8 protein-coding genes and 2 tRNA genes are annotated in these 13,050 nt (G+C 58.4%); 3 read left to right on the top strand and 7 right to left on the bottom strand.

Annotated elements, in window-relative coordinates:
* The 6 genes from ACOYW0_RS23580 to ACOYW0_RS23555 form a co-directional block, all read right to left on the bottom strand.
* Positions 1–2,169, bottom strand: a complete 2,169-nt coding sequence (locus ACOYW0_RS23580) for an acetate--CoA ligase family protein (RefSeq protein ID WP_482416175.1) — start codon at positions 2,167–2,169, stop codon at positions 1–3.
* 304 nt (positions 2,170–2,473) lie between these two features.
* Positions 2,474–3,577 carry a hypothetical protein gene (locus tag ACOYW0_RS23575; protein ID WP_482416174.1) on the bottom strand — a complete coding sequence of 368 codons (1,104 nt, stop codon included), beginning with the start codon at positions 3,575–3,577 and terminating at the stop codon, positions 2,474–2,476.
* Between the two features lie 201 nt (positions 3,578–3,778).
* Positions 3,779–4,576: a hypothetical protein gene (locus ACOYW0_RS23570; RefSeq protein WP_482416173.1), complete on the bottom strand. Its 798-nt coding sequence runs from the start codon at positions 4,574–4,576 to the stop codon at positions 3,779–3,781.
* A gap of 477 nt (positions 4,577–5,053) precedes the next feature.
* Entirely contained in the window at positions 5,054–6,130 is a 1,077-nt protein-coding gene (traF, locus tag ACOYW0_RS23565) for a conjugal transfer protein TraF (RefSeq protein WP_482416172.1), read from the bottom strand.
* A gap of 53 nt (positions 6,131–6,183) precedes the next feature.
* On the bottom strand, positions 6,184–6,990 hold the full coding sequence (locus ACOYW0_RS23560; protein ID WP_482416171.1) for a hypothetical protein: 807 nt from the start codon (positions 6,988–6,990) through the stop codon (positions 6,184–6,186).
* A gap of 337 nt (positions 6,991–7,327) precedes the next feature.
* The gene (locus tag ACOYW0_RS23555) at positions 7,328–7,486 is read right to left on the bottom strand and encodes a hypothetical protein (RefSeq protein WP_180144669.1); all 159 of its coding nucleotides are present in this window, start codon (positions 7,484–7,486) and stop codon (positions 7,328–7,330) included.
* 454 nt (positions 7,487–7,940) lie between these two features.
* Between ACOYW0_RS23555 and ACOYW0_RS23550 the strand changes: the two genes are divergently transcribed.
* Positions 7,941–11,303 carry a UvrD-helicase domain-containing protein gene (locus tag ACOYW0_RS23550; protein ID WP_482416170.1) on the top strand — a complete coding sequence of 1,121 codons (3,363 nt, stop codon included), beginning with the start codon at positions 7,941–7,943 and terminating at the stop codon, positions 11,301–11,303.
* A 97-nt stretch (positions 11,304–11,400) separates the two neighbouring features.
* On the opposite strand, the gene ACOYW0_RS23545 is transcribed toward ACOYW0_RS23550, so the two are convergent.
* Entirely contained in the window at positions 11,401–12,339 is a 939-nt protein-coding gene (locus ACOYW0_RS23545; RefSeq protein ID WP_482416169.1) for a bifunctional riboflavin kinase/FAD synthetase, read from the bottom strand.
* Between the two features lie 167 nt (positions 12,340–12,506).
* Here ACOYW0_RS23545 and ACOYW0_RS23540 point away from each other — a divergent pair.
* Positions 12,507–12,593: transfer RNA gene (locus tag ACOYW0_RS23540), tRNA-Leu, on the top strand.
* 237 nt (positions 12,594–12,830) lie between these two features.
* Positions 12,831–12,917, top strand: a tRNA-Leu gene (locus tag ACOYW0_RS23535).
* The last annotated feature ends 133 nt before the right edge of the window (positions 12,918–13,050 follow it).

Here is a 13,050-nt window from a genome sequence, read left to right as displayed (position 1 = left end):
TTACGGCTCGGTGGGCTCTTCATCCCCATCGTCGCAGCCAGGCTCGGAGAGATCCTTCAGGCGCAGGACAATGTCGGCCACGGTGGCTCCTTTGCCCTTGGGGTGCACCAGCATGGGGTTGATATCCAGCTCCCGGATCTCCGGGTGATCGGTCACCATCCGCGCCACCCGGGCCAGGCATTTTTCGATCTCCTCGATATCGGCAACGGGCTTGCCCCTGAACCCGGTGAGCAGGGGATAGGCCCGAATGCTCTTGATCATGCGACGCGCCGTGTTGCGACCAAAGGGGGCCACACGAAAGACCACGTCCTTAAAGAGCTCCACAAAGATCCCGCCGAAACCAAACATCACCATGGGGCCGAACTGCTCATCCTGCTTGGTACCGATGATCACCTCTTCCCCTGCCATGGCCATCTGCTGAACCAGGACCCCCCGAATGCGGGCGTCTTCCTTGTAGGCTTCGGCACACGCAAGGATATCGGCGTAGGCGGCCTCCACCTCGGCGGGCTCTCGGATCCCCACCCGGACCCCTTTGGCGTCGGATTTGTGGATGATATCGGGTGAAACAATCTTCATCACCACGGGGTACCCGATGCGCCGCGCGATGTCCACGGCCTCCGACGGCGAGGTGGCGATCTCCATGTCCAGGGTCCTGAGTCCGTAGCATTGAAGGATGCTGCTCCCCTCGTACTCGCCCAGGAGGGTATCTCCGTTGTCCAGGTGCCCCCGGATAAGGGCCCGGGCCCGCTCCTCATCGACCTCCAGCTTGTACTGGGGAAGCACCCGCCGACTCAGCCAGCAATGGGCAAGATAAAGCTTTCCCAGCACCTTGGCCGCGTTTTCGGGGAAATCGTACACCGGCACCCCGGCCTTCTGGAGGATCTTCACCCCGGGGGAGACGTCCACGACCCCCATAAAGGCACAGGTGATGGGTTTCAAGGTCCGACGCGAAATCTCGGAGATGGCCGTGGCCGTGCCGATGGCATCGGTCATGGACTGGGGGGTCAGGATGATGAGGGCGCCGTCCACCCCTTCGTCGCTGATCACCGTGGTCAAGGCGTTTTCGTAACGGTCCCGGGCGGCGTCCCCGATGACGTCCACCGGGTTGTTGAAGTTGGCCGTGGGGGGCAGGTGGCGCTTGAGTTCTTCCACGGTCTCTTCGCTGAACACGGCAAGGTTCATGCCCGCGTTTTCCGTCATGTCCGTGGCGATGATCCCCGGCCCTCCCGCGTTGGTGACTATGGCGATGTTTCGCCCGGTGGGGTACTTCCTCGGAGAGAAACCCTGGGCCAGGTCAAACAGCTCGTTCACCGACTCGCAGCGGATGATGCCGGCTTCTGCAAACAGCGCGTCGTATACCGCGTCCGTTCCGGCCAAAGAGCCGGTATGGGACGCCGCGGCGGCTGCACCGGCCACCGAGCGACCCGACTTGATCACCAGCACCGGGGTGGGGTTGTCCCCTGAGGTGATCTCCTTGGCCACGTCGATGAACTCCTTGCCCTTGCGCCCGAGCTCCTCCATATAAATCATGATCACGTGGGTCTCCGGATCGGCGTGGTAATACCGAAGCAGGTCCAGCTCATCCACGTCGGCCTTGTTTCCGATGGAGACAAACTTGGAGAAGCCGAAGCCGCGATCCGCCGCAAAGTCAAGGACCGCCGTGCAGAGGGCCCCGCTCTGGGAGATAAAGGAGATGTTGCCTTTGGAGGGCATGCGCGCAGAGAAGCTGGCGTTAAGAGACACGGTGGGCGACGGGTTGATCACCCCCAGGCAGTTGGGCCCCACGATGCGGATCCCCGCCTCCTTGCAGATGACCTTGATCTTCTCCTCGATCTCCAGGCCTTCTCCCCCCACTTCCTTGAAGCCCGCCGAGATGATCACCACCCCTTTGACCTTTTTAATCACGCACTGCTCAATGGCCTTCAGGGCAGCCGGAGGGGGCAGGATGATCAGGGCCAGGTCGATGGGGTCGGGGATGGAGAGGATCGACTCGTAGCAGCGAACGCTCAGGATGGATTTGGCTTTGGGGTTCACCGGGTAAAGGGTGCCCTGAAACCCCCCGTGCAGGATATTGCTGAAGATGTCGTGGCCCACCTTTCCCTTGGTGGTAGACGTGCCGAGAACGGCAATGGATTGAGGTGAAAAGATGGCGTCCAGACTGTGTCCCATGGGTCGACCTCCTTGGCTGTGGGTTGATGTCAAATCGGCAGAAACCTTTGAGCATCAAAGCAACGACAGCCACCTAGGCATTCCGGCCCCTTTCCCTTCCGGCGCAGGACAAAAAAACACCTTGCAGGTGGCGAGAAAACAAGGAAACGCAAAATCTTCGTTTGCAGTAAACCCCATTTTGAAGGATCATGTCAAACAGTTCCCCTTCAAGGGACTCCGAACACACGAAAAAAACAAAAACGGAGCTGCCCTGAAGCGGCTCCGTTCCCTTTTCTCGTCAACATCCCGTCAACATATAAAAAAACTACCAGCTCCACCCCACGGAGAGCTGGGCCGCATACCGACGGTCTTCTTTCTGGCCTCCGGTGACACCGATCTCCTCCCCGTAGGTGGCCGCATCAAGCCGCAAAAAGGAAACATCCACAGTCACCCCGGCGGTGTAATACCCCTGGGAAAGCCCGGCCCGGAGGGTCAGCAGCACGGGGAATACGAGTTCGGCCCCCATGTGAAGCTTCTTCTCCGTGGAACCGTCTCCGGTGAGGTTGTCCGTGATGTCGTGGTAATCAAAGGCCTCGGTGAGGGAAAACCCGAAAAACCGCTGAGTAAAGGCAACCCCTGCATTGAACTGGGACTCCTGGTCCCGGGCCTCGCCGAAATCCATCTCCCGGATGTTGATGCCCGCAATGCCCAGGCTGACGTCGGTCACCCCTTCAATCTCCCTGCGCCAGATCATACCCAGGTCAAAGGAGGCATCACTCCCGTCCACCTGGTCGTCGTCAAGGGTGTCCTCAAAATCTCCGTCGGCGATATCCAGGGCCGTATAGGTCTCCATGATGCTGCTGCGGTTCAAGGCCGTCACGCCCACCCCGAGGCTCAGGCCCGGCACATGGGGAAGCTCATAGCCCGCACCGGCCTTGCCACCGTAATCGATATCGGAGACGATTCGGAGTTCCGGATAGACCGGGTTGCGAATGGTCAGGTCCGCCACGGCCCTGCCAACCCCTGCCACCATCACGCCCACGTTGCCCAGGCGAAACCCCGCATGAATATCCGCCCCCAGGGTGATGTGATGGTTCTCCCCCACGTACTTTCGCAACAATTCGGTGACCTCGATGACATCGTCCTGATCGATGTCGTCGTAATCGCTGTACAGGTCAAAGGTATCCTCGGAAGCGACCACCATGGGGTTGAGGATCCCCAGGCTTCCTCCCCGGAGCCTGCTCAGGCCGGCGGGGTTGTAGTCCAAAGCGTTCCGGTCGTCGGCCACGGCGGTAAAGGCCCCGCCCATGCCCAGGGGCCGCACGCCCATGAGAACCGACCGATACGGCTCGCACCTTCCGGTGGCCGCTGGAAGAAAAAGCACGGCGGCAACAAGGAGGCATTGCAGTGTGTACACCGGTTTTCCCATGGATTCCTCCGTGCGCATACGGGTTCTACTCCCAGGGCCAACGCATTTAATAATTCCGTTGCCTCCGGCGGGTCGCTTTTTGAAAAAAGCTCCGCAAAAACGTTCCGGTAATCAAGTCACGCAAAAAAAATAAAACCTGTTTGTCAAACTTTTCAAAAGTTTGGCCGCCGGAGGCAAAATCGAGCTGCGTTTACCCTGGTTCTACTCCCCCAGGGTGTTGACATAGTCGATCAACTCGATAAAGGAGACATCCCCGTCTCCGCCTGTATCGATCTCTCCAAGGAACGCCTCGAACTCCCTGCCCAGAACGTTTCCCGGCCCAAGGGCCACTGCGGCCAGTGAGACAAAGCCGACATCCCGGTTGATCTGCGCAAGCTCCTCCGGCGTGATGCGCAAGGTGACAAAATCCCCGGCAACCAGACCTCGGGCCTCTTTTATCCAGGCCTCGGTGAGCCCCACGAAATCGGGGGGCGTAAAGCGGTCCCCGAAGTTGCGGCAAAAAATCTGCCCGAGGATCAGCACCGCATCGGTGAGCCCGTAGATCCCCAGCTTGGCCTTGCCGTAGTCGCTCAAACCGGATGTGCCCCCAGCAGACCCAATGAGCGCAGTGATGGCCTGATCCATAGTCGAAAGCTTCGCACCGATCTCGGAACAGGCCAGAAGCCCCACGTCTCCTTGGCCCAGCATCCTGCCGAACTGATCGATGGTGCCGCCGCCATCAGCCGCACCGCTGTATATCGCTATACTGTCGACGCCTGCCTTTCCCGCGTAGGCCGTGGAGAGAGTCTCCAGCACCTCCCCGGTCTGCTCCAGACCGGTAAGAATGGCGATGGCCGTGTCATAGTCGCCGTCGTCAACGGCAATCCTGGCATCTTCGAGACGGGCCTCGTAGCTGTCGCCGTCATCGCAGCCAGTGCCAAGGACTGCCAGAAACAGGGCACAGGCCAGAACGGCCGCGAGAGACCCCACAACGCATGAACCGAAACGGGTTGATTGCATCGTCCCTCCCGTGACTCAAATCCTGCCGGGTTGCAACGCATCACGGGGCGAATTCCAGAACCCACCGCCGGTCATGCGCCGAAATGTCTGTGTATGTAAGTCTTATAAGGTAAAGGGGCATGAAACCCAGTCCGCAGGTATTGGGGATCCCTGCTCAGGACGCGGGCTGCCACGGGCCGGGGAAACAGGCCCGGATGGGAACTCAGGACGCTCATGATAAAGGGGAGGTCGAATCGGTTGATTCTCAGGGGAGGTGCCGCATGCTGTATCGCATGTCCGTGTTTTTCATTATCGGGGAGAAGGGCCGTAAAGGCAAGGTTTTCCATGACGATGACGCCTGCCTCTCACAACCCCATGGGAGGGAGACCGCAGAAACGCCCTTGGTTCCATCCGCGCGCTTTCCTGTTCTCCGAAAAACGCGCGGATGTATATTAAGGTATTCTTATAATGGTGGACCACCTTGCTCGGTATGCGTGCTTACCAGCTCCAGCCCATGGAGATCTGGGCCACATACCGTCGGTCCTCTTTCTGCCCGGCGTAGGCCCCCATCTCTTCTCCGTAGGTGGCCACATCAACACGCAGCACCTTGAAATCCAGGGTGGCACCGGCCGTGTAGTACCCCTGGGAGAGACCGCCCCTTAAGGCCAGGAGCATGGGAAACTTCAACTCAGCCCCCATGTGAAGTTTCTTCTCCGTGGAGTCGTCTTCGGCGAGGTTGTCTGTGATGTCGTGGTAGTCAAAGGCCTCGGTCAGGGTGCACCCGAAAAAACTCTGGGTAAAAGCCACCCCTGCGTTGTACTGGGTTTTCTGATCCCGTGCCTCCCCAAAGTCCATCTCCTTGATGTTGATTCCCGCAAGACCAAGGCTCACACGGGTCAACCCTTCAATTTCGCTGCTCCAGATCATGCCCAAGTCAAAGGAGGCATCGTTGCCGTCCTTCTGGTCGTCTTCCAGGGTATCTTCAAAATCATCGTCTGCAATGTCCACGGCCGTGTACACCTCGTCGATGCTTTTCCGGCTCAGGGCCTTCACCCCCACGCCGATGCTCAGCCCCGGTACCATGGCCAGTTCATAGCCAATCCCCACCTGACCGCCGTAGTCGATGTCTGAGGTAAGGTGCAGTTCCGGGTAGGTGGGGTTTCGAATGGCCATGTCCGCATAGCCCCGGCCGACGCCCGCCACCATCACCCCGGCGTTGCCCATGCGAAACCCCGCATACAGGTCGGCAGCCAGTTTCACGTGGTGGTTCTCCCCCACGTATTTCCTCAACAACTCGGTCACTTCAGCCGTATCGTTCTCATCGATGTCGTCAAAATCATTGTAGAGGTCATAGCTATCCTCGGAAGCCTCCACCAGGGGGTTGAGGATGCCCATGCCAAAATTCCGTGCCCGGCTCAGACCTGCCGGGTTGTAGTCGATGGCGTTTTGATCATCGGCCACGGCGGTAAAAGCACCGCCCATGCCCAGGGGACGCGCGCCCATGTTCATGGAGCGGTAGGGTTCGGTCCAGCCCGAGGAGGCCAGAAGAAGAACAGCTGCCACCAAAATAGACATTTTTCCATACATCTTTAAAACCATCATCATCTCCGTTGTGCCTGGGGCCCTTATTAAATCGTGTTGAGGTACGTCACAAATTCCGTTGCGCTGACATAGCCGTCGCTGCTGGTGTCGATCTCCTTCAAAAACGCATCAAACTCTTCGCCCAGGTCGTTGTTCTCAATACCGGTCCCCAGGGCCGTAATCCCTGCTTCAACGGCATCTAAGTCCCCGTTGATGAGAGCCATGGGATCCACACCGTCCCCCAGGGCCAGACCTGTGATGTCCGTGTCCACATAGACAGTCCCCTGGGCCCGGATGGCCTCTTCGGTGAGGGTCACGTCCGTGCCCCCGCCCTTTGACGAGATCATTTTGCCCATCACCAGCACAATGTCGGTGAATCCGTAGATGGCAAGCTTGACCTTGCCGTCGTCATCAAGGTTGGCCGCCGACCCTCCCACGGAGTCCAGGAGGATGGATTTGGCAAGGTCGATTTCGGATAGCTTGGTTGATATGTCCTCAGCCGTGAGGATGTCGTCCTCTCCGGTCCCAAGCATTTTGCCGATGAGATCGATGCTCCCGTCCCCCGAGCCCCCGTCGTCCACCTGCTTCAGAATCTCAAAGGTGTCGATACCTGCGAGCCCCGCATGGGCGGATGCAAGGACCTGGAGAACATCGGTCCCCACCATTCCGTCCAGCAGAGAGATCGCTTTGCTGTAATTGCCGTCGTCAATGGCCATCCGCGCCTCTTCCAGCTTCGATTCATGGCTCGACTCATCATCACACCCCACGGTGAAGGCACAAAAAAACAACAGACAGAAAAGCACCATTGCCACGCGCAACGGTGCCGCCGATTTACCGATGTTCACAGAATTCATAGTTCCCCTCAATAACGACTCAAAACGGTTCAACACCTGGGTGGCCCAGAGCAGGCGACACCCGCTGCATCGTCACACAACAGCGACCCGAAGACGCTGTTCAGCCCGCCCAGCGGCGCTACCCACCGGAGAACAGACCTGTTTGCTGACGATATATTTCCTATTCGTCACACCAAGGAGCATTCTTTAGATATAGGATGACTTAAAACCAGATTTTAAACTAAGGACAGACAACAAGGTGGGCAAATCATGGAAAGGAAAATGGCGGCTCAGCACAAAAAAAAGGCCCCGCATGTTTCCATGCGGGGCCCGGATAAGCTATGGTCAGGTATGGGGCTCAGTATTGCGGAGGCTCAAGGCCTCTCAGCCCAAGCATCGTCTCCAGGGATGCCACCCGTTCGTCCATCTCAATGAGGTAGGTCTCAAGCATATCGATATACTCTGCAAGCTTGCGTGATATGCGATATTCTTCTTCCTTGGAAGCCAGACGATTCATCCGATCCTCCATCGCCTTTCGTTCTCTTTGGTCCAAACCGGGCATCTCTTCCTCCCCCCTTACCTTTTAAAACGATTAAACCTCTGCCGACTGCAAATTACCACTCACCTCGCATCATATGAGATATTGAACGTCCCGTATATAAGTTAATACCATTAAAAATCCGGGAGAATTCCCCACGTCTCCCCGGGACCGGCAACACCAAAGAATTGCAGACATATCATGACAATCACCCATCGTTCCCTCAGCTTGACTCTTGTGGTAAAACAGCCTGCCAGACAACGTACCGACACAGAAGCATATAGAGTCATATCCTTCTGCATCCATAGAAATGTAAAACGTCATCGATGCTTAGACAACGCTCCCCCGGCGCCCACCCGGATATTCCTGTGGACCTTTGCCCTGCGCCTGCACTATGATGTGCCCAACAAATGAACCACCTGCGGGGAGAATTATGCCGTTTATCGCCGATCTTCATATTCATTCTAAGTATTCACGGGCCACATCACGGGACCTTGACCTTGAAACCCTATACCGCCACGCCCGTCTCAAGGGCATCGATCTTCTCGGCACCGGTGATTTCACGCACCCGGCCTGGATGGCCGACATCGAGGAGAAACTTGTCCCCACCGGTGGCGGCCTTTTTACCTTAAGGCCCGACCTGGCAGAGGCATCCGCCGAGGGCCTGTCCCCTTCTGTTTCCGGGGAGCTCCACTACATGCTCTCCGCTGAGATCAGCTGCATCTACAAAAAAGACGGGGCCACCCGAAAAAACCACAACCTCGTTTTTTTCCCGAGCATCGACTCGGCCAAAGCCTTCAACAAAAAACTCGACGCCATCGGAAACATCACCTCGGACGGCCGACCGATCCTGGGCCTGGACGCCCGAGACCTTCTGGAAATCGTCCTTGAAACCGACGATTCCGGCGTCCTCATCCCTGCCCACATCTGGACCCCCTGGTTCTCCATGCTGGGGTCCAAATCCGGCTTTGACTCGGTGTCGGCCTGTTTCGGAGACCTGAGCGATCACATCTTTGCCGGTGAAACCGGCCTCTCCTCGGACCCACCCATGAACCGCCGAGTCTCCATGCTGGACGGCATCACCCTCATCTCCAACTCCGATGCCCATTCACCGGCCAAGCTGGCCCGGGAGGCCAACCTTTTTGACACGGAGCTCTCCTACGACGCCATCTTCCATGCCCTGAAGACCGAAGGAAACCCCGGCTTTGAGGGGACCCTGGAATTTTTCCCCGAAGAGGGAAAGTACCACATGGACGGCCACCGCAAGTGCGGGGTAAGCCTGGATCCCCAGGAGTCGGTGGCCCTGGGAGACCTGTGCCCGGTATGCGGCAAACCCCTGACCCTGGGCGTGCTGCACCGGGTCCTCGCGCTGGCCGACCGGTCCGAAGAGGAGGCGGAGACCGTCTCCCCCCGCTACCCTGGGTTTGAGAGCCTCATTCCTTTGGAGGAAATTCTCTCGGAGATCTTCTCCGTGGGCCCAAAATCCAAAAAGGTCCAGACACAGCTCTCGGGCCTCATCACCAAGCTGGGCCCTGAGCTTGCCATTCTGCGGGATCGCTCCCGCGACGAGCTTTCCGAATCAGGGATCCCCCTCCTCGGCGAGGCCATCATGCGTGTCCGGCAGCGCCGGGTGGTGCTCGAAGGCGGATTCGACGGGGAGTACGGGGTGGTCAAAGTCTTTTCAGAAGACGACAAGGCCGAGCTTCCCGGCCAGACCCTTCTCTTTCAGGTCCCCAAAGCGCCCTCTGCGGATCGCATTCGCGAGGCAGGGCCATCTGAGAAACCGGTGCCACCGGCCGTAAAAAAAAACGACACCGTTCCTGAGCCGTCAGCACCTCCCGCCAAAGGGCTAAACGCCTTGCAGGATGAAGCCGTCAACCATCCCCCGGGCCCCCTTCTCATCGTGGCAGGGCCGGGGACAGGCAAAACCCACACAATCACCCGGCGCATCGCACGCCTGGTTGAAAACGGCATCGACCCGGCCTCCATCCTTGCCATCACCTTTACCAACCGCGCCGCCGAGGAGATGGCCGAGCGCCTCCGGGGACTCATTGGCCACAGCATCCCCCTGGCCTGTACCTTCCACGCCCTGGCCCTGGATCTGTTGAACCAACGGGAAAAAACACCCGTGGCCATCGCCGACGACACCGCCAGGAACCGGCTGCTGAAGGAGGCGCTCCTTGTCTCTCTGTCTGCGGAAGAGCGCAAGGCCATGCGTCCCGGCCACCTGAGTCGACTCATTGAGCGGGCGCGCCAGCAGCTCATCTCTCCGGACGACGACCTCTCCAGAATCACGGAGATCCATGCAGATCTTTTCCGGCGCTGCTACAGCGCCTACGAACAGCTCCTGAAGCGAAACGGCCTCATGGATTTCGAAGGCCTGATTTTCCGACTTGTCCGGACACTGGAAGAAGACACCGACTTCCGATGCGAGCTCACCCGGCGGTTTGCGCATATCTTCATCGACGAATACCAGGACCTGAACCATGCCCAGTATCGCCTCACCCAGCTGCTGGCCCCCCAAGGCCACGCCATCTGCGTCATCGGTGACCCGGACCAGGCCATTTACGGGTTCCGGGGGTCGTCGGCCCACTACTTCCACCGGTTCCTCTCGGATCAGCCCGACGCAACCCGGATCACCCTGACCCAGAACTACCGATCCAGCAAAACCATCCTGGCGGCATCGGGGAGTATCCTGGGGGACAAGACAAAAGTCGTCTCAGACATCGACGGCGCCAGGCACATCACCATCCTCCCCTGCCGCAGCGGCGAGGAGGAGGCCGTGGCCATCGGAAAACAGGTCGAACAGCTCATCGGGGGCATGGGATTCCACTCCATGGATTTCGGCGGGGCCACCTACAACGACACAGACCTGAGTTTCGGAGACATGGCGATCCTCACCCGCACCCATGCCCACGGCGTGGAAATCGCCGCAAAACTTACGGCAGCCGGGATTCCCTGTGCCGTCACAGCCAAGGGAGGCGCCTTCGACCACCCCGTCATGCACCGTTTCATCGCCGCCGTGAAGCTTGCCACGGACTGCGGAAGCCTCATGGACCTGGAGACCGCTCTTCCCCTGTTCACCGACAAGGCCGTGACCTTCCCCCTCTACCCCCCTGTCTCCAAGGACGGAACGCAGCTGAGCGTGGCAGATCTCATCGCCAACCCTTACCTGCTCACCGACACCTGGTGCAGCGACCGGGAGGCGATGGTGGACGCCCTGGGCGCGATCCTGAAACTTCGGATGGCCTGCGAAAGCCACGCACCCGCCGTGCAGATCCGCTGCCTGCTCGAAAAGCTTCCCGCTGTTGCTGCGGAGTGCCAAAAAGACGAGGGGCTGGCTGACGCCCTCACAGCCCTCTTGGACCGGGCCGATGTCTTTGAATCCCGGGGTTCCACGGCCCGGTTTCTCGCCCAGACCGCCCTGGTAAAGGAGCAGGACACCCTTGCCGTCAAGGCTGAAAAAGTGAGCATCCTCACCCTCCACGCATCCAAGGGCCTTGAGTTTCCCGTGGTCTTCATCGCAGGATGTGAAGCTGGGAACCTTCCCTTTGAACCTGCGTACGGAGAGCCCGGCGACCCCGAGGAAGAGCGCCGCCTCTTTTACGTGGGCATGACCCGTGCCAAAGAGCGCCTCTTCCTGACCCACGCTGCCAGGCGCCTCCGCTTCGGCGAACCCGTGGAGTGCACCCCTTCCCCCTACCTGGCCGACATCGAAGAACACCTGAAACAGAGCCAACAACGCACCCTCCCCCGGAAAAAGGCCCAGGGACCGGTGCAGATGTCCCTGTTCTAAACCGGCAGGACGCCCCCCACAGAAAACGCAAAAAGCCGGGCACCCGCTTCTGGGGTGCCCGGCTTCAGCCAAGTCAAATCAGTATGTCCGGCCGCGATCAGACGGCGGCGAGGTCCTTGAAAAGCACCCGTGCGTTGTCGATATCCGCTTCGATCTGACGGGAGAGCTCGTCGATGCCCGAAAATTTCTGCTCGTCGCGCAGTTTCTGGATCATGTTGACCTTGATGGTCTCCCCGTAGATGTCACCGGAAAAGTCCAGAATATGGACCTCCACTGTAAAGATATGGTCGTCGAAGGTGGGGCTGTAGCCGATGTTGGCCACGCCCTGGAACTGCCCCAGGCTGCAATCCACGGTGACGGCATACACACCGGAGGCCGGGCAGAGTTCGTCGTTCAGGTTGATATTGGCCGTGGGAAACCCCAGGAGCTTGCCGCCCCGGTCCCGACCGGAGACCACTTTCCCCCGGACCTGGTAAAACCGGCCCAGAAGCTCCGGAGCCCGGTGCACCTCGCCCCGGCTGATGATCTCCCGAATTCGGGTGCTGCTGATACGCTTCTCCCCCAGGTTCACCCACTCCGGGGTAATCACATCAAAATTCATCTCTTCGCCAAACCGTTTCATCAGGGCTATATCCCCTTCCCGTTTGCGTCCGAAATAATAGTCGTTTCCGACAATGATGGCTTTCATCCCCAGCTTGCCGATCAGGAGATCCGTCACGAAGCGCCGAGCATCAATGGAAGAAAATTCTTTGGTAAAAGGCACGGTCACGAGTGCATCCACACCGCAGGCACCGATGAGCTCGGCCTTCTGCTCATGGATCGTGATAAGCGGCGGATGATCACCATTACAGAGAACCCGCTTCGGATGGGGTTCAAAGGTGACCGCCACACTCCGGCCCCCGATCTGTGCCGCCCTGTCAACGGCCAATGAAAGAAGTGCCTGGTGGCCCTTATGAACCCCGTCGAAGTTACCGATGGTGATCACACTATTTTGGAAGGGATGCTCGATTCCCTCGAATCCTTCGTATAATTCCATGATATTTCAGCATATCTCCATTTTTCAACTTGACTGCGTATAAAAAGAAATTTATAAATTTTTTTGTTGGTAAAATCAATGTTTTTCCCATCTCCTTTTTCCTGGGCCTTTTTTGCAAAAAAGGCTTGATCAAGCCGAAAGGCGCTGCTATAACGCTTTCACAAATTGCCGAAGTGGTGGAATTGGTAGACGCGCTGGTTTCAGGGACCAGTGGGCGCAAGCCCGTGGGAGTTCGAGTCTCCCCTTCGGCACCAAACGAATTCAAAAGCCTCTGCTTGAAAAAGCAGGGGCTTTTTTGTTTTGTGCCCCGGGAGACGGCTCGCCTTATATCAGGAACCGCAGCAGGTAGCCACGGGTAACACGTGAGTCTCACATGGCATCCGGCGCGCCCACACGGGTTGCCGCGTTCCGGCCACAAAAAAAAGTCCCAATACGTGCGCAAAAAGGCTTGATCGGCGGACAAAGCGCTGCTATAACGCTTTTCACAAATCGCCGAAGTGGTGGAATTGGTAGACGCGCTAGTTTCAGGGACTAGTGAGAGCAATCTCGTGGGAGTTCGAGTCTCCCCTTCGGCACCAAACGAATTCAAAAGCCTCTGCTTGAAAAAGCAGGGGCTTTTTTGTTTTCGGCACTCGCTGCACGTACCCCACCTCAGCCTGAAAGCCCCACGGCCCCGGATTTGCCGTTTGCCGTTCCACGTCATGTCATGTA

It is taken from the genome of Desulfoluna sp. HI9BLuna (assembly GCF_056829775.1).
Note: the sequence above shows the minus strand (reverse complement) of the source record. Positions and strands in the feature narration are given on the sequence as shown.

What these genes read in the sequence shown, in the direction of transcription:
- ACOYW0_RS23555 (WP_180144669.1), bottom strand. Translation starts at nt 7,486, where the DNA reads ATGAATCGTCTGGCTTCCAAGGAAGAAGAATATCGCATATCACGCAAG.
- ACOYW0_RS23545 (WP_482416169.1), bottom strand. Translation starts at nt 12,339, where the DNA reads ATGGAATTATACGAAGGATTCGAGGGAATCGAGCATCCCTTCCAAAAT.
- ACOYW0_RS23560 (WP_482416171.1), bottom strand. Translation starts at nt 6,990, where the DNA reads ATGAATTCTGTGAACATCGGTAAATCGGCGGCACCGTTGCGCGTGGCA.
- ACOYW0_RS23570 (WP_482416173.1), bottom strand. Translation starts at nt 4,576, where the DNA reads ATGCAATCAACCCGTTTCGGTTCATGCGTTGTGGGGTCTCTCGCGGCC.
- ACOYW0_RS23580 (WP_482416175.1), bottom strand. Translation starts at nt 2,169, where the DNA reads ATGGGACACAGTCTGGACGCCATCTTTTCACCTCAATCCATTGCCGTT.
- ACOYW0_RS23575 (WP_482416174.1), bottom strand. Translation starts at nt 3,577, where the DNA reads ATGGGAAAACCGGTGTACACACTGCAATGCCTCCTTGTTGCCGCCGTG.
- traF (WP_482416172.1), bottom strand. Translation starts at nt 6,130, where the DNA reads ATGTCTATTTTGGTGGCAGCTGTTCTTCTTCTGGCCTCCTCGGGCTGG.
- ACOYW0_RS23550 (WP_482416170.1), top strand. Translation starts at nt 7,941, where the DNA reads ATGCCGTTTATCGCCGATCTTCATATTCATTCTAAGTATTCACGGGCC.